The organism is Streptomyces pimonensis (assembly GCF_041380215.1).
GTDB classification, from domain to species: Bacteria; Actinomycetota; Actinomycetes; order Streptomycetales; family Streptomycetaceae; genus Streptomyces; species Streptomyces pimonensis.
Map to the genome: position 1 here is coordinate 21,600 of NZ_JAHWZY010000004.1, position 19,200 is coordinate 40,799.

General features: G+C 72.4%; 12 protein-coding genes and 3 pseudogenes. 6 read left to right on the top strand and 9 right to left on the bottom strand.

Annotated elements, in window-relative coordinates; translation table 11 throughout:
* Positions 1-79: 79 nt before the first annotated feature.
* From bla to iolC, 3 genes are all read right to left on the bottom strand, one after another.
* Positions 80-1,000 carry a class A beta-lactamase gene (gene bla, locus KYY02_RS05615; RefSeq protein WP_371236306.1) on the bottom strand — a complete coding sequence of 307 codons (921 nt, stop codon included), beginning with the start codon at positions 998-1,000 and terminating at the stop codon, positions 80-82.
* A gap of 209 nt (positions 1,001-1,209) precedes the next feature.
* On the bottom strand, positions 1,210-2,712 hold the full coding sequence (gene mmsA, locus KYY02_RS05620; protein WP_371236307.1) for a CoA-acylating methylmalonate-semialdehyde dehydrogenase: 1,503 nt from the start codon (positions 2,710-2,712) through the stop codon (positions 1,210-1,212).
* Between the two features lie 337 nt (positions 2,713-3,049).
* Positions 3,050-4,000: a 5-dehydro-2-deoxygluconokinase gene (gene iolC / locus KYY02_RS05625; RefSeq protein ID WP_371236308.1), complete on the bottom strand. Its 951-nt coding sequence runs from the start codon at positions 3,998-4,000 to the stop codon at positions 3,050-3,052.
* A 389-nt stretch (positions 4,001-4,389) separates the two neighbouring features.
* Between iolC and KYY02_RS05630 the strand changes: the two genes are divergently transcribed.
* Positions 4,390-4,590 (top strand): helix-turn-helix transcriptional regulator, encoded by a 201-nt coding sequence (locus KYY02_RS05630; RefSeq protein WP_371236309.1) that lies wholly within the window; start codon positions 4,390-4,392, stop codon positions 4,588-4,590.
* A 30-nt stretch (positions 4,591-4,620) separates the two neighbouring features.
* On the opposite strand, the pseudogene KYY02_RS05635 reads toward KYY02_RS05630, so the two are convergent.
* Positions 4,621-5,137, bottom strand: a pseudogene (locus tag KYY02_RS05635) (zinc-binding dehydrogenase); the annotation flags it as partial.
* Positions 5,138-5,416: 279 nt separating this feature from the next.
* A pseudogene (locus KYY02_RS05640) lies at positions 5,417-5,563 on the bottom strand (MerR family transcriptional regulator); the annotation flags it as partial.
* 458 nt (positions 5,564-6,021) lie between these two features.
* On the opposite strand from KYY02_RS05640, the gene KYY02_RS05645 reads away from it, so the two are divergent.
* The gene (locus KYY02_RS05645) at positions 6,022-6,261 is read left to right on the top strand and encodes a heavy-metal-associated domain-containing protein (protein WP_371236310.1); all 240 of its coding nucleotides are present in this window, start codon (positions 6,022-6,024) and stop codon (positions 6,259-6,261) included.
* Between the two features lie 146 nt (positions 6,262-6,407).
* Positions 6,408-8,666 (top strand): heavy metal translocating P-type ATPase, encoded by a 2,259-nt coding sequence (locus KYY02_RS05650; protein ID WP_371236311.1) that lies wholly within the window; start codon positions 6,408-6,410, stop codon positions 8,664-8,666.
* Between the two features lie 606 nt (positions 8,667-9,272).
* On the opposite strand, the gene KYY02_RS05655 is transcribed toward KYY02_RS05650, so the two are convergent.
* The 4 genes and pseudogenes from KYY02_RS05655 to KYY02_RS05670 form a co-directional block, all read right to left on the bottom strand.
* Complete coding sequence (locus tag KYY02_RS05655; protein WP_371236312.1) at positions 9,273-10,562, bottom strand: citrate synthase; 1,290 nt, start codon at positions 10,560-10,562, stop codon at positions 9,273-9,275.
* A gap of 232 nt (positions 10,563-10,794) precedes the next feature.
* Entirely contained in the window at positions 10,795-13,074 is a 2,280-nt protein-coding gene (gene recD2, locus KYY02_RS05660; RefSeq protein ID WP_371236313.1) for an SF1B family DNA helicase RecD2, read from the bottom strand.
* Positions 13,075-13,257: 183 nt separating this feature from the next.
* Entirely contained in the window at positions 13,258-13,770 is a 513-nt protein-coding gene (locus KYY02_RS05665; protein ID WP_371236314.1) for a hypothetical protein, read from the bottom strand.
* A 343-nt stretch (positions 13,771-14,113) separates the two neighbouring features.
* Positions 14,114-14,503: pseudogene (locus KYY02_RS05670) on the bottom strand (Scr1 family TA system antitoxin-like transcriptional regulator); the annotation flags it as partial.
* A 117-nt stretch (positions 14,504-14,620) separates the two neighbouring features.
* Here KYY02_RS05670 and KYY02_RS05675 point away from each other — a divergent pair.
* Genes KYY02_RS05675 through KYY02_RS05685 form a run of 3 tightly spaced genes read left to right on the top strand, consistent with a single transcriptional unit; the run spans position 14,621 to position 19,126 of the window.
* A complete protein-coding gene (locus KYY02_RS05675; protein WP_371236315.1) occupies positions 14,621-15,655 on the top strand; it encodes a LacI family DNA-binding transcriptional regulator in 1,035 nt (344 codons plus the stop codon).
* Positions 15,652-17,178, top strand: coding sequence for a sugar ABC transporter ATP-binding protein (locus tag KYY02_RS05680; protein WP_371236316.1), 1,527 nt, complete (start codon positions 15,652-15,654; stop codon positions 17,176-17,178). The genes KYY02_RS05675 and KYY02_RS05680 overlap by 4 nt, the downstream gene beginning before the upstream one ends.
* On the top strand, positions 17,168-19,126 hold the full coding sequence (locus KYY02_RS05685; RefSeq protein ID WP_371236317.1) for an ABC transporter permease/substrate-binding protein: 1,959 nt from the start codon (positions 17,168-17,170) through the stop codon (positions 19,124-19,126). Before KYY02_RS05680 ends, KYY02_RS05685 begins: the two co-directional genes overlap by 11 nt.
* Positions 19,127-19,200: the final 74 nt, after the last annotated feature.

A 19,200-nucleotide genomic window follows, 5' to 3' on the forward strand; every position in this document is an offset into this window, starting at 1 on the left:
GACCGAACCCGGGGACCTCCCGCAGGTGTACGGGCCCGCCGCCGCGTACCGCGTCCGTGGTACGCGGCGGCGGTCGTCGTCAGGCGAGCGCTCCGGCCAGCAGCGCGGCGGTCTCGGCGATCAGCGGGTTGTCGGGCGCGGCGTCGGGCTCGCGCTTCGTCGTGAGGACCGCCATGACGAGGGGCGCGCGCCCCGGGGGCCAGACGACGCCCACATCGTGGTTGGTCCCGTACTTCCCGCCGGCGGTCTTCTCCGCGACGGTCCAGCCGGAGGGCAGACCGGCCCGGAGTTTCGCGTCGCCCGTGGTGCTGGCCAGCAGCCAGCCGGTGAGCCGTTCGCGGTCCTCGGGGGCGAGCGCGGCGCCGAGCGTCAGGCGCGCGTAGGTCCGTCCGACGGCGTCCGGCGTGGTGGTGTCCGTCACCCGCCACGGTTCGGCGGAGTTCAGCTCGGGCTCCCACCGGTCGAGCCGGGTCGTCCGGTCCCCTGCCGACCGGCAGAACCGGGTGACCGCGGTCGGCCCTCCCAGCTCCCGGAGCAGGAGGTTCCCGGCGGCGTTGTCGCTGTAGGACACCGCGGCGGCGCACAGCTCCGCGACGGTCATGCCCGAGGCCAGGTTCCCGGGCGTGCCGGTGACCGGCGCGTACCCCGAGTCCGTGACCTCCTTCTCGGTGTACCGGATGCGCCTGGCCAGGAACTCCCCGTCACGGTCGAGGTCGCGCAGCACGGCGGCGACGGCCGGCGTCTTGAAGAGCGAGCACATGGGGAAACGCTCGTCCGCGCGGTACCGCACGATCCTGCCGGTGGCGGTGTCGCGGGCGTGGACTCCCAGCCGGGCGGAGTGCCGCCGTTCGAGCTCCCTCAGCCGGCGCACGATCCCGCCGTCCGGCGCCGAGGCGTGGGCGCTCCCGCTCCCGGTCAGGGCGGCGGTCAGTGCCGCGCCGGTTCCCCATGCGAGCACGGTGCGCCGGGACGCGGGCCGCCGTGCGCTGTCCAAGGTCATCCTCTTCTCCGATCACGATCTCGAACAACAGGACCACCCGTCCGGATCATTCGGTTCCAGAGGACCCGGATCGTCCGTACCGGTCGTCCGGTCCGTGCTCTTCCACCCTCGGGGGTGTGGGGGCGGACCGTCCGGGCGGTGGCGGGGAAGCGGAGGCCGGGACCGTGGGCGGAGCACGGTCCCGGCCTGCCGGGGTGAGGCCCGCGCGGTCAGTGGTTGCGCGGGAAGCCCAGGTCGACGCCGGTGGGGGCGTCCGCCGGGTCGGGCCAGCGGGTGGTGACGACCTTGCCACGGGTGTAGAAGTGCGTGCCGTCGTTGCCGTAGACGTGGTGGTCGCCGAAGAGGGAGTCCTTCCAGCCGCCGAAGGAGTGGTAGCCGACGGGGACCGGGATCGGGACGTTCACGCCGACCATGCCGGCCTCGACCTCCAGCTGGAAGCGGCGGGCGGCGCCGCCGTCCCGGGTGAAGATCGCGGTGCCGTTGCCGAAGGGGGAGGAGTTGACGAGGTCCAGGGCCTCCTCGTAGGTGTCCGTGCGCAGGACGCACAGGACTGGGCCGAAGATCTCGTCCTGGTAGGCCTTCGCCGTGGTCGGCACCCTGTCGAGGAGGGAGACGCCGATCCAGTGGCCGTTCTCGTGGCCGTCGACGGTGTGGCCGGTGCCGTCCAGGACGACCTCGGCGCCCTCGTCCGCCGCGCCGGCCACGTAGGAGGCCACCTTGTCGCGGTGGGCCCTGGTGATCAGCGGGCCCATCTCGGAGGCGGGGTCGTCGCCGGGGCCGATCCTGATCTTCTCGGCGCGCTCGCGGATCTTCTCCACCAGGGTGTCGCCGATCGCGCCCACGGCGACGACCGCGGAGATCGCCATGCAGCGCTCGCCCGCCGAGCCGTAGGCCGCGGAGACGGCCGCGTCGGCCGCCGCGTCGAGGTCGGCGTCGGGGAGGACCAGCATGTGGTTCTTGGCGCCGCCGAGGGCCTGGACGCGCTTGCCGTTCGCGGAGGCGGTGGTGTGGACGTAGCGGGCGATCGGGGTGGAGCCGACGAAGGAGACCGCCTTGACGTCGGGGTGGGCCAGGAGGCGGTCGACGGCCACCTTGTCGCCGTGGACGACGTTGAACACGCCGTCGGGGAGACCGGCCTCCGACAGGAGTTCGGCGAGGCGGACCGAGGCGGACGGGTCCTTCTCGCTCGGCTTCAGCACGAACGTGTTGCCGCAGGCGATGGCGATGGGGAACATCCACATCGGCACCATCGCCGGGAAGTTGAACGGCGTGATGCCGGCGACCACACCCAGCGGCCGGCGGATGGACGACACGTCGACGCGGCCGGCGACCTGCGTGGACAGCTCTCCCTTGAGCTGCACGCTGATCCCGCAGGCCAGGTCGACGATCTCCAGGCCGCGCGCCACCTCGCCGAGCGCGTCGGAGTGCACCTTGCCGTGCTCTGCGGTGATCAGTCCGGCGATCTCGTCGCGGTGGGCGTCGAGCAGCGCGCGGAACCTGAAGAGGACGGTGGTGCGGGCGGCCAGGGAGGACTGGCCCCAGCTCAGGTACGCCTCCTTGGCGGCGGCGACCGCGGCGTCGACCTCCTCGACGGACGCGAACGCGACCTCCGTGGTGACCTCGCCGGTCGCCGGGTCCGTCACCGGACCGTAGGTACCCGAGGCGCCTTCGGCGGTCCTGCCGCCGATCCAGTGGTTGACGATCTTCGTCATGACCGAGAACTCCTTCACAGATGGCGGCGACGGGTGGTGACGTGCCGTTCGTGCAGCTCGCGCGCCCAGGCTGCGGGCGGACGCGCCGCGGCCTCGGCCACGGATCCATCCCACCAGGGCCGGGCAGGCGGACGGGCCCGACACAGTGTCGGCCGTTCGGGTCTCCGAGTGGACACATGGGACTCCGGCGGAACCTCCGGCGCGGGGCCGCGGCGGGCGGGGAGTCGTCGCCCGCACTTCGCTCCTGCCAAAGCGAAGCGGCCTCCCGCGCCGGAGGCGATCGGTGGGGTGGTGCCCGTGGCGTCCGTGGTGGCGCACCGGGGGACGTACGGGACGGTCATGTGACGGCTCCCGCGGCGAGCGCCGCGTCGATCTCGTCGGGGGTGGGCATCGCGGAGGAGCACTCCAGACGGGAGGCGACGATGGCCCCGGCGGCGTTGGCGTGCCGCATGGTCTTCTCCAGGTCCCAGCCGGCCAGCAGGCCGTGGCAGAGCGAGCCGCCGAAGGCGTCGCCGGCGCCCAGGCCGTTGAGGACGGTCACCGGGAGCGGCGGGACCTCGGCCGACCGGCCGTCGCGGTCCATGGCCAGGACGCCCTTCGGGCCCTGCTTGACCACCGCGACCTCGACCCCGGCGGCGAGCAGGGCGCGGGCGGCGGCGTGCGGTTCGCGCTCCCCGGTGGCGACCTCCACCTCGTCCAGGTTGCCGACGGCGACCGTGGTGTGGCGCAGTGCCTCGCGGTAGAAGGGGCGGGCGGCGTCGGGGTCGGTCCAGAACACGGGGCGCCAGTCGAGGTCGAACACGGTGGCGTGGGACCTGGCGCGGTGGGCGAGGGCGGCGAGGGTGGCGGTGCGGCTGGGTTCCTCGCTCAGCCCGGTGCCGGTGACCCAGAAGACGCGCGTGTCGCGGATCGTGTCCAGGTCGAGTTCACGGGCGTCGATCTCCAGGTCGGGGGCCTTGGGCCGGCGGTAGAAGTACAGCGGGAAGTCGTCCGGCGGGAAGACCTCGCAGAAGGTGACCGGGGTGGGCAGGCCGGGGACGGGGGTGACCCAGCGGTCGTCGACGCCGAAGTCGCGCAGCGCCTCGTGGAGATAGGTGCCGAAGGGGTCGTCGCCGGTGCGGGTGATCACGGCGGTACGGCGGCCGAGGCGGGCGGCGGCGACCGCGACGTTGGCCGCCGAGCCGCCGAGGAACTTGCCGAAGGACGTGACCTGCGGCAGTGGTACGCCCGTCTGGAGCGGGTAGAGGTCCACCCCGATCCGTCCCATGGTGATCACGTCGTACGGCATCGCGTCCCCTTCGTACGGCTGGAAGGCATCTACGGCTTCACGGCTCTCCCTGGTTCTAGCCCCGGCACGAAGCCCTGTCAACGTTTTGTCCGGACATTCGGACGAAACTTTTCCGGTGTCCTGTCCGGACCCGCTGCCGCGGGGGAAGTCAACGCGCCCCGCCGACGGACCGGCGTCCGCCTGTGTGGCGTTCCTGTCACAAACACTCCCGTGCCGTCACGGGCGTCACACGTGCGCGGGCCTTCCGTCACACCCGGCACACAACCCCTGTCCTGCCCCCGGTGGGCCTCGTTCACCGGGCACAACGCATGCCCGATCACCAGCGCGCGCCCGGCTCCCCCTGACGGCCGCCCCGGCCGTCGCCGCGGTGCGCGCGGGGAGGTGCCACCATGACCGACCGATCGCTGTGGTCCTACAAGGACATCGCGGCCCACATCAAGGTGCAGCCGGACACTGTCCGCTCCTACCGCAAGCACGGCCTGCTGCCCCCGCCCGACCACGTGGAGGCGGGCAAGCCCTACTGGTACGCCGACACCGTCCGGGCGTGGGTCGCCTCCCGCCCGGGCAACCGGGGCCGCAAGGGCGGCTGACCCTCGTCACCCCTCCGGGCGGGGCCCCGGTCAGCCCCACGGCTCGATGCCGGTCACGCCCGCCCCCGCCGCCACCGCCCCTCCCACGGCCGCGAGGGCGGGCGGGGCGGAGTCCGGGGCGACGGCGGAGGTCACCAGCAGATCCGGGCGGAGCACGTCGGCGCGGACCGGCTCCAGCACCGGGGACAGGGGCGCGCGGCCATGCCGTGGCCGCCGGGGAGTTCGAGTCCGGGGGCGACGGCGCGGGCCGTGGGGACGGGTGTGGTGCCCGTCGACCAGGGCAGCAGCCCGGCCCGGACGTGACGGCCCCGGCGGTGCGGGTAGCGGGTGCGCCGAGGGCGTCCAGGGAGAAGCGGGCGCCGCCGGTGAGGTCGCGGACCGCCTCGGCCGCCGTCCGTCGCGGCCGCCGCGGCCACGCACCGCACGGCGCCGAACTTCCGCGCCGGGCCGAGGGCCCCGGCGGCACGTCGGCGGCGACGACACGCGCACCGGCCGCCGCCGCGGTCACCACCGCCGACAGCCCCGCCCCGCCACAGCCGTGCACGGAGCCTCCGCCACCCTGGAAATCGCCGGCCGGCAGGGCTGGTGTGACGGTGCTCCGGGGTGCTCGTGCTGGTCGTGGGCGGGAGTCCACGGAGAGGATCGTCCGTCAGCGGTCGACTTCGAGGTTCGTCAGGACGAGCAGGGCGCGCAGGAGCCGGGCGGCGCGGGTGGGGTCGGTGCGGAGTTCCGCGAGGACCCGTCGGTTCTTGCGGCCATGTCGGCCAGGCGCCGGCCGTGGCGCAGTACGGCCGGGACGATCACCGCGATCCTCCGGGCGGCAGGGTCCGTCACCGGGGCCGGACGGCCTTCGGACGGCGCCGCAGCAGAGGAGCCCGATGGCGTGGTAGTGGCGGATGGCGCGGGGTGTGGTCCCGGCGAACGCGGCGGCATCGCCGATCCTGACCCGGCGGGGAATCGAAGGAAGGGGCATGCGCGGGAACCTCTCCATGTCGTGCTTGCCGCCTACTGGACCACATGCCGCTACGGCACATGCGAACCCCGCCGGTTCCGCACGCCGCGCGGTGATCCGCTCCAGCGGCCCGGGATCCATGCACCGGATCGCAGAAGGCCGTCCGCCCACCGCGAGCAGGAACCGGCAGGCCGCCCGCTGCCGGACGATCTGCAGCGCGGACTCCGGCCCCCGGCCCCCCGCACCTCGGCCGGCTCGCCGTACCGCTCGAACACCACCGGCCGCAGGTCCGGCCTCGCCCCGCGGTGACCGTCGCTCCCGGCGGAACGTCGCCCCCGGGTCCCGCCTTGTCGCGGGCGTTCCCGGCCCGCCTCGCTCCGTCCCGGCCGCCACACTTGGATTCATACCCCCTAGGGGTATAACCTGGAGTCGTGGCCCCGGCCGCACCGACCCCCTACGCCTCGACGAGGAGCAACGACATGACCTCCCGGACCGACACCCAGGGTTCCGTCACCACCGTCTACCAGGTGAGCGGGATGAGCTGCGGGCACTGCGAGGGCGCCGTCTCCGGCGAGATCTCCCGGCTCCCCGGCGTCAGCTCCGTGCGGGCGGTCGCCTCCTCCGGCGAGGTGACCGTCGTCTCCGCCGCCCCGCTCGACGAGGAGGCCGTCCGCACCGCCGTCGACGAGGCCGGCTTCGAACTGGCCGGCCGGGCCTGAACCGGCAGCACCCCGCTTCCGTACGGCGTGAACCGGGCCGCGACGGCCACCCGTCCCCCGCGGCCCGCCACCACCGCGGCCCGGCACGCCACCACCCCCGGAGCCCCTGACTCCCCCGGAGCCCCGGACGTCCCTGGAGCACGGACATGACCAGCACCACCGCCCCCGAGGCGCCGGCCGCCGGGCAGCCGGCCCTGTCGGAGGTCGAACTGCTCATCGGCGGGATGACCTGCGCCTCCTGCGCGGCCCGCGTCGAGAAGAAGCTCAACCGCATGGACGGCGTCACCGCCACGGTGAACTACGCGACGGAGAAGGCCCGGATCACCTACCCGCCGGGCACCGAGGTCGCCGACCTGATCAGCACGGTGGTGCGGACCGGCTACACCGCCGAGGAACCCGCACCCCCGCAGGACGAGAGCGACGGGACGCCCGCCGCGCAGGCCGGCCCCGAGTCGGCCGCCCTGCGCCGGCGCCTCACCGTCTCCGCGCTCCTCGCCCTCCCCGTCGTCCTCCTGGCGATGGTCCCGCCCCTGCAGTTCGACAACTGGCAGTGGCTCTCGCTCACCCTCGCCGCGCCCGTCGTGGTCTGGGGCGCCGCCCCCTTCCACCGGGCCGCCTGGACCAACCTCCGGCACGGCGCGGCCACCATGGACACGCTGGTCTCGGTCGGCACGCTCGCCGCGTTCGGCTGGTCCCTGTGGGCGCTGTTCCTCGGCCACGCGGGCATGCCCGGCATGCGGCACCCCTTCGAACTCACCGTCGCCCGCACCGACGGCGCCTCCGCGATCTACCTGGAGGTGGCCGCCGGCGTCACCGTGTTCATCCTGCTCGGCCGCTATCTGGAGACCCGCTCCAAGCGCCGCGCGGGAGCGGCCCTGCGGGCGCTGATGGAGCTGGGCGCCAAGGACGTGGCCGTGCTCCGTGACGGGCGCGAGGTGCGGGTCCCGGCGGAGCGGCTGGTGGTGGGCGACCGGTTCGTCGTACGGCCCGGGGAGAAGATCGCCACCGACGGCACGGTGGTCGAGGGCTCCTCCGCCGTGGACGCGTCCATGCTGACCGGCGAGTCCGTCCCGGTGGACGTCACCGTCGGCGACGCCGTCACCGGCGCCACGGTCAACGCGGGCGGTCGGCTCGTCGTCGAGGCCACCCGGATCGGCGCCGACACGCAGCTCGCGCGGATGGCGAAGCTGGTGGAGGAGGCGCAGAACGGCAAGGCGCAGGTGCAGCGCCTCGCCGACCGGATCTCCGGGGTCTTCGTGCCCGTGGTGCTGCTGATCGCGGTCGGCACCTTCGGGCTGTGGCTCGGCTCCACCGGTGACACGGTCGCCGCGTTCACCGCCGCCGTCGCCGTGCTGATCATCGCCTGCCCGTGCGCCCTCGGGCTCGCCACGCCGACCGCCCTGATGGTCGGCACCGGGCGCGGCGCCCAGCTCGGCATCCTCATCAAGGGCCCCGAGGTCCTGGAGTCCACCCGCCGCGTCGACACCGTCGTCCTGGACAAGACCGGCACCGTCACCACCGGACGGATGACCCTCCAGGAGGTGTACGTCGCCGAGGGCGCGGACGAGCGGCTGCTGCTACGGCTCGCGGGCGCCCTGGAGCACGCCTCCGAGCACCCCGTCGCGCGGGCGATCGCCGCGGGCGCCGAGGAGCGCGCCGGCGCGCTGCCCGGGGCCGAGCGCTTCGAGAACGTGCCCGGCCGGGGCGTACGCGGGCGCGTGGAGGGCCACGAGGTCGCCGTGGGGCGGCTCTCCGAGCTCTTCGGGGAACTGCCGCCGGAGCTGGCGCGGGCGAAGGACGAGGCCGAGCGGGACGGGCGCACGGCCGTCGTGGTCGGCTGGGACGGGGCGGCACGCGGTGTCCTGACGGTCGCCGACGCCGTGAAGGAGACCAGCGCCGAGGCGGTGCGCGAACTGCGGGCCCTGGGGCTCACGCCGGTGCTGCTGACCGGTGACAACCGCACCGTCGCCGAGGCGGTGGCGCGGAGCGTGGGCATCGACCGGGTGATCGCCGAGGTGCTGCCCGAGGACAAGGCCGACGTCGTACGACGGCTGCAGGAGGAGGGACGCAGCGTCGCCATGGTCGGCGACGGCGTCAACGACGCGGCCGCGCTGGCCGTCGCCGATCTGGGTCTCGCCCTGGGCACCGGCACGGACGCGGCGATCGAGGCGGGCGACCTGACCCTGGTCCGCGGCGACCTGCGGGTGGCCGCGGACGCGATACGGCTGTCCCGCAGGACACTCGGCACGATCAAGGGCAATCTGGTGTGGGCCTTCGGCTACAACGTGGCCGCGCTGCCGCTGGCCGCCGCCGGCCTGCTGAACCCGATGATCGCCGGTGCGGCGATGGCGTTCTCCTCTGTCTTCGTGGTGACGAACAGCCTGCGCCTGCGGGCGTTTCGCTGAGGTCTCGAGTTGGGGTGCACCCCTGTCGCCCGGTACGTCCCTCACATAAGCTCTTCACACGGCTAGCGCATCGTCCTTACGCTTGGGTCCCGTGAGCGGTCTGCGGACTCCTGCGCACCTTCGAGGGATGCGCGAGAGACGCATATCACAGTGATCCGAACGTAACCATCGAAGGGGTTCGAAGGTCTAAGTTGGCGATGTCAGGCAGCGTCTTGGGGGGCGTTTCCTGGCATCTGGGGATGTCTTGGGGGACTTTCCCAGAGATTGCGTTGCCGGGGCACGTACCCAGCGGGGAGCTTTGAGCGGCCCTCCCGCATGTGCGCTGTCCCGGCAGACCGCACCGACGAGTGCGGCGGATTCAGGTCCGCCCGTGCTCACACAGCGATTCAGGCGCTGTCCTCACAGACGCCCGGCCGGATCCCGTGGGGGGAATCCGCACCGGGACATGGGAAGGCGCCCTGGCTCGTCGGCCCGTGGGGGGACCGGCGGCCGGGGCGCCTTTTCCCTGTTCGTCCCCCTGTCCGCGTCCTGCGAGCCCGTACGGGCCGGGCCCCGCACACGACCGGCGTGTACGGGGCCCGGCGCGATCGCGGCCGGAAGCGGCGGTCAGCGCTCCTCGACCGGGACGAAGTCCCGCTCGACGACACCCGTGTAGATCTGGCGCGGGCGGCCGATGCGGGAGCCCGGCTCCTTGATCATCTCGTGCCACTGGGCGATCCAGCCCGGAAGGCGGCCGAGGGCGAACAGGACCGTGAACATCTCGGTCGGGAAGCCCATGGCCCGGTAGATCAGACCGGTGTAGAAGTCGACGTTCGGGTAGAGGCTGCGCGAGACGAAGTAGTCGTCGGAGAGCGCGTGCTCCTCCAGCTTCAGCGCGATGTCCAGCAGCTCGTCGGACTTGCCGAGGGCGGACAGCACATCGTGCGCGGCGGCCTTGATGATCTTGGCGCGCGGGTCGAAGTTCTTGTAGACCCGGTGGCCGAAGCCCATCAGGCGGACGCCGTCCTCCTTGTTCTTCACCTTGCGGATGAAGGAGTCGACGTCGCCGCCGGCGTCGCGGATGCCCTCCAGCATCTCCAGCACCGACTGATTGGCGCCGCCGTGCAGCGGGCCCCACAGCGCGTTGATGCCGGCGGAGACCGAGGCGAACATGTTCGCCTGCGAGGAACCGACCAGGCGGACCGTGGAGGTCGAGCAGTTCTGCTCGTGGTCCGCGTGCAGGATCAGCAGCTTGTCCAGGGCCGCGACGACCGTCGGGTCGAGCTCGTACTCCTGGGCCGGGACCGAGAACGTCATGCGCAGGAAGTTCTCGACGTAGCCGAGGTCGTTGCGCGGGTAGACGAACGGGTGGCCGACCGACTTCTTGTACGCGTACGCCGCGATCGTCGGGAGCTTGGCGAGCAGGCGGATGGTGGAGAGGTTGCGCTGCTGCTCGTCGAACGGGTTGTGGCTGTCCTGGTAGAACGTCGACAGCGCGGAGACCACCGAGGACAGCATGGCCATCGGGTGGGCGTCGCGCGGGAAGCCCTTGTAGAAGTTCTTGACGTCCTCGTGCAGCAGGGTGTGCTGCGTGATCTCGCCCTTGAACGCGGAGAGCTCGTCGACGGTCGGCAGCTCGCCGTTGATCAGCAGGTAGGCGACCTCCAGGAAGGTGGAACGCTCGGCCAGCTGCTCGATCGGGTAGCCGCGGTACCGGAGGATGCCGGCCTCGCCGTCCAGGTAGGTGATCCCGGATTTGTAGGCGGCGGTGTTGCCGTAGCCGCTGTCCAGCGTCACCAGACCGGTCTGGGCGCGGAGCTTTCCGATGTCGAAGCCCTTGTCGCCGACGGTGCTGTCGATCACCGGGTAGGTGTACTCGCTGCCGTCGTACCGCAGTACTACAGAGTTGTCGCTCACGTCTTCCCTCACCGACGTTGTGCCTCATCTTCGAGGTGCCCTGACTGTCTCTACCATCCCCCACTCGGCTCAGGAGAGTGCACTCGGGGTCGACCATCGGGCCTATCGGCGGCACTCAGTGCCGTCAACTTGCCCATCCTGCCCCTTGCGTTCACGATCCGGAAGCCCTCTGTGACCTTTGTGACTCATTTGATCGATCATTTTTTGGTGACGGGCCGCTCACAGCGGCGCATCACGCTCCTGAGAGGCGGGAGCCGGCGAGGCGGAAGTCCAGCGCCGTGCACCGACGGCCCGCCGAGACCGTGCGCACCGCCTGCCCGATCGCCTTGCGGGAACCGACGAGGACCACCAGCCGCTTGGCCCGGGTGACCGCCGTGTACAGCAGGTTGCGCTGGAGCATCATCCAGGCTCCCGTGGTCACCGGGATGACGACCGCCGGGTACTCGCTGCCCTGGGAACGGTGGATGGTCACGGCGTAGGCGTGCGCCAGCTCGTCCAGCTCGTCGAAGTCGTACGGCACCTCCTCGTCCTCGTCGGTCAGCACCGTCAGGCGCTGGTCGACGGTGTCGAGGGCGGTGACCACGCCCACGGTGCCGTTGAAGACCCCGTTCTCCCCCTTCTCGTAGTTGTTGCGGATCTGGGTGACCTTGTCGCCGACGCGGAAGACCCGGCCGCCGAACCGCTTCTCGGCGAGATCGGGGCGGCCGGGGGTGATGGCCTGCTGGAGCAGCCCGTTGAGCGTGCCCGCGCCGGCCGGCCCCCGGTGCATGGGCGCGAGGACCTGTACGTCACGACGGGGGTCGAGGCCGAACTTCGCCGGGATGCGCCGGGCCGCGACGTCGACGGTGAGCCGGCCGGCCTCCTCGGTGTCGTCCTCGACGAAGAGGAAGAAGTCCTTCATGCCGTCGGTGACCGGGTGCTGCCCCGCGTTGATCCGGTGCGCGTTGGTCACCACGCCCGACTGCTGGGCCTGGCGGAAGACACGGGTGAGCCGGACGGCGGGGACGGGACCGTCGGCGGCGAGGAGGTCCCGGAGCACCTCGCCGGCGCCGACGCTGGGGAGCTGGTCGACGTCGCCCACGAAGAGCAGGTGGGCGCCCGGGGGCACCGCCTTGACCAGCTTGTTCGCAAGGAGGAGGTCCAGCATGGACGCCTCGTCGACCACCACCAGATCGGCGTCGAGCGGGCGGTCCCGGTCGTAGGCCGCGTCACCGCCGGGCTTGAGCTCCAGCAGGCGGTGGACGGTGGAGGCCTCGGCGCCGGTCAGCTCGGCGAGCCGCTTGGCGGCGCGGCCGGTCGGGGCGGCGAGGACGACCTTGGCCTTCTTGGCGCGGGCCAGCTCCACGATGGACCGGACCGTGAAGGACTTGCCGCAGCCGGGCCCGCCGGTGAGGACGGCGACCTTCTCGCTCAGCGCCAGCTTGACGGCGGCCTCCTGCTCGGGGGCGAGGTCGGTGCCGGTACGGTCCTTCAGCCAGCCGAGCGCCTTGTCCCAGGCCACGTCCCGGAAGGCCGGCATCCGGTCCTCGTCGGTGCGCAGCAGGCGCTGCACCTGGGCGGAGAGGGCCAGCTCGGCACGGTGGAAGGGGACGAGGTAGACGGCGGTGACGGGGTCGCCGCCGTCGGGGGCGGGCACCTTCTCGCGTACGACACCGGGGTCCTCCCCCTCTTCGGGCTCGGCGGCGAGCTCGGCCAGGCACTCGATGACGAGGCCGGTGTCCACCTGGAGCAGCTTCACCGCGTCGGCGATCAGCCTCTCCTCGGGGAGGTAGCAGTGGCCCTGGTCGGTGGCCTGGGAGAGGGCGTACTGCAGGCCGGCCTTCACCCGCTCCGGGCTGTCGTGCGGGATGCCGACGGACTGGGCGATCCTGTCGGCGGTGAGGAAGCCGATGCCCCAGACGTCGGCGGCGAGGCGGTAGGGCTGGTTCTTCACGACGGAGATGGAGGCGTCGCCGTACTTCTTGTAGATGCGCACGGCGATGGAGGTGGAGACCTCGACGGTCTGGAGGAAGAGCATGACCTCCTTGATCGCCTTCTGCTCCTCCCAGGCGTCGGCGATCTTCTTGGTCCGCTTGGGCCCGAGCCCGGGGACCTCGATGAGGCGTTTCGGCTCCTCCTCGATGATCGTGAGGGTGTCGACGCCGAAGTGCTGCGTGATGCGGTCGGCGAAGACCGGGCCGATGCCCTTGACCAGACCGGAGCCGAGGTAGCGGCGGATGCCCTGGACGGTGGCGGGGAGGACGGTCGTGTAGTTCTCGACGTGGAACTGCTTCCCGTACTGCGGGTGCGACCCCCAACGGCCCTCCATCCGCAGGGACTCCCCCACCTGGGCGCCGAGCAGCGCGCCGACGACGGTGAGCAGATCACCGGCGCCTCTGCCGGTGTCGACCCGGGCGACCGTGTAACCGTTCTCCTCGTTGGCGTACGTGATCCGCTCCAGGACGCCTTCGAGGACGGCGAGCCGGCGTTCACCGGGGGCGGCGGCTGCGGACTGGGTGGTCTGGTGGGGCATGATCCGACGGTACCCGTGGGGTGTGACAGGGAGTATCCCGCCCGGGCGGCCCGGCTCCGACGACCGTGACGGTCACGGTCGCCCCTGCCGCATCGTGCCGCCCGGGCGCGGACGTCGATCCGTGGTGCGCGCGGGCCGCCGCCGGCGGGGCGCCGAGGGCGCCCCGGGACGGACCGGCCACCTCTAGCAGCCCGCCTCGGCGCCACTGCCCACGAACGAGTCGGCGTGGACCGAGTAGCCGGCCCCGGTGGTGAGGTCGGGGCGGCTTCCGTGGCCGTCCTCCGCGAGGCTCTCGGCGGTGAGGAAGACGATCCGCAGCGCCATGTCCTCCTTGACGAAGCACAGGTCACCGGAGGGGACTTCGGAGCCCGGATCCCATCCGCCCCGTGCCGCTGCCGTCCGGTAGTGTGCGGCGACCTCGGCCTTCGTGCCGGGGAAGGCGTAGGTCCGGCCGGCGTACACCGAGACGTCGCCGCTGTCCGCCCAGCAGCCGGCGTCGACCTCCTCGAAGCCCCGGGCGACGGTGGCCCCGGCGGGCCGGGAGCCGAGGATGCCGAGCGCGGCCATCTCCTTGACCCTGCCGTCGGTCCCGCCGCAGTCCCTGGTGAGCTCCCGCAGCGCGCAGCCGGTGAGCGCTCCGGCCGCGAGCACGGTCGACAGGAGCAGGAGTACGGGGCGGACGGTGCCTGTGCGCAAGGACAAAGCGGGCTCCGGGATGCGGGCGGGGCGGGAAGGACCCGCCGGGCAGGACGACTGTCCGTACGACTCCGGAACGGTGCGGCCCGGTTCCACGGGATCGCGCCGAGCAGCGGTGTCAGCCGGGTGACGTCATGCCGGTTCCCGCCGGCCCGGCCTCCTCCGGCACCTCGGGAAAGTGCGTGAAGGCGGCGGCCGGGAAGGCGAGGGGCTCGAGCGGGGGCCTTGGAGCCGCGTGTGGCCACGAGGGTGCGGGTGGACGCGGTCCCAGGGCACGAGGTGCCGTCACCGGGGCCCGGGCAGGAGGACTTCCGCCGGATGCGCGGGGTTCCCGCGGGATGCCTCACGACTCCTCCGCCGACCTGTGGACGAAGTCACGTGACCGCACCGGGCCGAGCGACACGGTCCCCACTTCACGGAAGGGAGTTCAAAACGAACCGAGTCGGGCCTCCGCGTCGACGAACGCGGTACCGGCAGGTGCGTCATGCACCACGGTGTCGAGTTTCGGCACCATGCCTCCGGCGTGCACCATGCCTCAGGCGTGCACCATGGCGCTTGCAGCACCCGCGGACCCTTCGAGGTCGAAGGGGATCACGCGCACGGTGATGCGGTCCTCCCCCGGCATCTCAGGAGGGCGAGAGAGCTGCGCTCGTGAGGCAGTGCGGTCTCCGACCGTGATCCGAAGCGCTGACTCATGAATGACCGCCTCGCACGGAGCGGGCTCGGGACCCTCATCCCCGCTCTCCCCGGTCACGATTCGATTTCGGCCACCCCGCACCCCCTTGCCAGTCGTTCGTGGAATCGATTCCAATCCTCCGTGTAATCGATTCCACGAGGAGGTGGAACGGCGATGGCGAGCATCAAGGACGTCGCCGCGCGGGCCGGGGTGTCCGTCGCCACGGTGTCGCGCGTCCTGAACGACCACCCGTCGGTCAGCGCGGACGCCCGCACCCGCGTGCTGGCCGCCGTCGGGGCGCTGGGCTACCGCCCGAACGCCGTCGCACGCTCCCTGCGCACCGACCAGACCCGCACTCTCGGGCTGGTCATCAGCGACGTGATGAACCCGTACTTCACCGAGCTGGCCCGCTCCGTCGAGGAGGAGGCCCGCGCGCTCGGGTACAGCGTGATCATCGGCAACGCCGACGAGCGGCCCGATCTCCAGGACCACCACGTCACCACCCTGCTGGACCGCCGCATCGACGGCCTGCTCGTCTCCCCCACCGACGGCGGCTCCCCGCGCATGCTGGACGCCGCCCGCACGGGCACGCCCATGGTCTTCGTCGACCGGTGGATCCCCGGTGTGGACGTGCCCGTCGTCAGGTCCGACGGACGCGGAGCCGTACGGGACCTGGTCGCGCACCTGCACGCCCTCGGGCACCGGCGGCTGGCGATCATCGCCGGACCGGCCGCCACCACCACCGGCCGCGAGCGCGTGGACGCCTTCCGTGAGGCGCTCGGTGCGTACGGTCTCGCCCTCCCCGACGCCTACATCGGCCAGGGCGACTTCCAGGCCGACAGCGGGCGCCGGGTCACCGAGGGCTTCCTCGACCTGACCGAGCCGCCCGAGGTCGTGTTCGCCGCCGACAACCTGATGGCGCTCGGCGCGCTGGACGCCGTACGCGCGCGCGGGCTGCGGGTGCCCGACGACATCGCACTGGCCGCGTTCGACGACATCCCGTGGTTCGTGCACACCGATCCGCCGGTCACCGCCATCGCCCAGCCCACCCGTGAACTGGGCCGGGCCGCCGTGCGCGCGCTGGTCGACCGCGTCGAGGGCGGCCCCGGCGAGTCCGTCTCCCTGCCCGCCCGGCTCGTCGTACGCCGCTCGTGCGGTGAGCCGGCACCTCCACAGTCCCCCTCCCCCGTACGAAGGAGTACGTCGTGAGCAACCCGGACGAGTTGCTGCGCATCGAGGGCATCCGCAAGACCTTCCCCGGTGTGGTCGCGCTCGACAGCGTCGACTTCGACCTGCGCCGGGGCGAGGTGCACGTGCTCCTCGGCGAGAACGGCGCCGGCAAGAGCACGCTGATCAAGATGCTCTCCGGCGCCTACACGCCCGACGCCGGCCGGATCACGGTCGGCGGCCAGGAGGTGCGCATCCACGGTGCGCAGGACTCCGAGCGGCTCGGGATCGCCACCATCTACCAGGAGTTCAACCTCGTTCCCGACCTGACGGTCGCCGAGAACATCTTCCTCGGGCGTCAGCCGCGCCGTCTCGGGATGATCGACCGGAAGACGATGGACGCGGACGCCGAGGTGCTGCTGAAGCGGGCCGGGGTGGACGTCTCCCCCCGTGCGCGGGTGCGCGAACTCGGCATCGCCCGGCTGCAGATGGTCGAGATCGCCAAGGCGCTCAGCCTGGACGCGCGCGTGCTCGTCATGGACGAGCCGACCGCCGTGCTGACCTCCGGGGAGGTCGAGAAGCTGTTCGCCATCGTGCGGCGGCTGCGCGAGGACGGCGTCGGGATCGTGTTCATCACGCACCACCTGGAGGAGATCGCCGCCCTCGGCGACCGGGTCACCGTCATCCGGGACGGCCGCAGCGTCGGTCAGGTGCCCGCCTCCACCCCCGAGGACGAGCTGGTACGGCTCATGGTCGGGCGGTCGATCGATCAGCAGTACCCGCGCGAGCGCGCCGGGGCCGGTGACGCGCTGCTCACGGTGGAGGGGCTCACCCGGGACGGCGTCTTCCACGACGTGAGCTTCGAGGTGCGGGCCGGTGAGGTCGTCGGCATCGCGGGGCTCGTCGGGGCCGGGCGGACCGAGGTGGTCCGGGCGGTGTTCGGGGCCGACCCGTACGACGCCGGGACCGTGCACGTCGCGGGGGCGCCGCTGCGCCGGCACGACGTGAACGCCGCCATGGCGGCCGGCATCGGGCTCGTGCCCGAGGACCGCAAGGGACAGGGGCTGGTGCTCGACGCCTCCGTCGAGGAGAACCTCGGCCTGGTCACCCTGCGGTCCTCCTCCCGCGCGGGGCTCGTCGACCTCAGGGGACAGCACGAGGCCGCCGAGCGGATCGCCGGGCAGCTCGGCGTGCGGATGGCCGGGCTCGGGCAGCACGTGCGCACGCTCTCCGGCGGCAACCAGCAGAAGGTCGTCATCGGCAAGTGGCTGCTGGCGAACACCAAGGTGCTGATCCTCGACGAGCCGACGCGCGGCATCGACGTCGGCGCCAAGGTCGAGATCTACCAGCTCATCAACGAACTGACGGCCGCCGGCGCCGCCGTGCTCATGATCTCCAGCGACCTGCCCGAGGTGCTCGGCATGAGCGACCGGGTGGTCGTCATGGCGCAGGGGCGCGTCGCCGGCGAGCTCACCGCCGAACAGGCCACCCAGGACGCCGTGATGGCCCTCGCCGTCAGCACCACCCCCCTCAGCAACGGAACGGAGGCCTCCCGTGGCCACTGACACGCTCAAGGGCGAGCCGGGCGCGCAGGGCGGCGCCACGGCCGGCCTGCGCCGCCTGCTCCTCGACAACGGCGCGCTGACCGCGCTGATCGTCCTCGTGATCGCCATGTCGGCGCTGTCCGGGGACTTCCTGACCGCCGACAACCTGCTCAACGTCGGTGTCCAGGCCGCCGTGACCGCGATCCTCGCCTTCGGCGTCACCTTCGTGATCGTCTCGGCGGGCATCGACCTGTCGGTCGGCTCGGTCGCCGCGCTGTCCGCCACCGTGCTGGCGTGGAGCGCGACCGAGGCCGGGGTCCCGGTCGCCCTCGCGGTGCTGCTGGCCGTCGCGACGGGCATCGCCTGCGGTCTGGTGAACGGTTTCCTCATCTCGTACGGGAAGCTGCCGCCGTTCATCGCGACGCTGGCCATGCTGTCGGTGGGGCGCGGTCTGTCGCTCGTCATCTCGCAGGGCTCGCCGATCGCCTTCCCGGACTCCGTCTCCCACCTGGGCGACACGCTGGGCGGCTGGCTGCCGGTGCCGGTGCTCGTGATGGTCGTCATGGGGCTGCTCACCGCCTTCGTGCTCGGACGGACGTACATCGGCCGTTCCATGTACGCCATCGGCGGCAACGAGGAGGCCGCGCGGCTGTCGGGCCTGCGGGTGAGGCGGCAGAAGCTCGCCATCTACGCGTTCTCCGGCCTGTTCGCCGCCGCCGCGGGCATCGTGCTCGCCTCCCGGCTGTCGTCCGCGCAGCCGCAGGCCGCGCAGGGCTACGAGCTGGACGCCATCGCCGCCGTCGTCATCGGCGGCGCCTCGCTGGCGGGCGGCACCGGCAAGGCGTCGGGCACGCTGATCGGCGCGCTGATCCTGGCGGTGCTGCGCAACGGGCTCAACCTGCTGTCCGTGTCCGCGTTCTGGCAGCAGGTCGTCATCGGTGTCGTGATCGCGCTGGCGGTGCTGTTCGACACGCTGCGCCGCAGGGCGGGCGCGACCGCCCCGGCGGCCGGGGCGTCCGGGGGCGGGAACCGGGGCAGGCAGGCGCTCACGTACGTGATCGCCGCCGTCGTCGCCGTCGCGGTGGTCGGCGCGACCTCGCTGCTGCACAACGGGGCGTCGGGCGCCGGGAAGCAGCGGATCGGCCTGTCGCTGTCGACGCTCAACAACCCGTTCTTCGTGCAGATCCGGGCCGGCGCCGAGGAGGAGGCGAAGAGGCTGGGCGTGGACCTGACGGTCACGGACGCGCAGAACGACGCCTCCCAGCAGGCCAACCAGCTGCAGAACTTCACCAGCGGCTCGCTCTCCGCGGTCGTCGTCAACCCGGTGGACTCCGACGCGGCCGGTCCCGCGGTGCGCGGCGCCAACAAGGCCGGCATCCCGGTCGTCGCCGTGGACCGCGGGGTCAACGAGGCGGACACGGCCGCGCTGGTCGCCTCCGACAACGTCGAGGGCGGCGCGCTGGGCGCCGAGGCGCTCGCCGAGAAGCTCGGCGGCAAGGGCACCATCGTCGTCCTGCAGGGCCAGGCCGGCACCTCCGCCAGCCGCGAGCGCGGCGCGGGCTTCGCCGAGGGGCTGAAGGACCACCCGGGCATCAAGGTCGTCGCCAAGCAGCCCGCGGACTTCGACCGCACCAAGGGCCTGGACGTGATGACGAACCTGCTCCAGGCGCACCCGGACATCGACGGCGTCTTCGCGGAGAACGACGAGATGGCGCTCGGCGCGATCAAGGCGCTCGGTTCGAGGGCCGGGAAGTCGGTCCAGGTCGTCGGCTTCGACGGCACGCCGGACGGGCTGAAGGCGGTCGAGGCCGGCACCTTGTACGCGTCCGTCGCGCAGCAGCCGTCGGAACTCGGCAGGATCGCGGTACGGAACGCGCTGCGGGCCGCCGGGGACGAGAAGGTCGAGAGCATGGTGAAGGTGCCGGTGAAGGTGGTCACCAAGGAGAACGTGGCCGGCTTCGAGGGCTGACACCGGACGCGGAGACACACGGGCGGGCGGTCACGACGACCGCCCGCCCATCGGATTCACTCGGATCGGGGAGC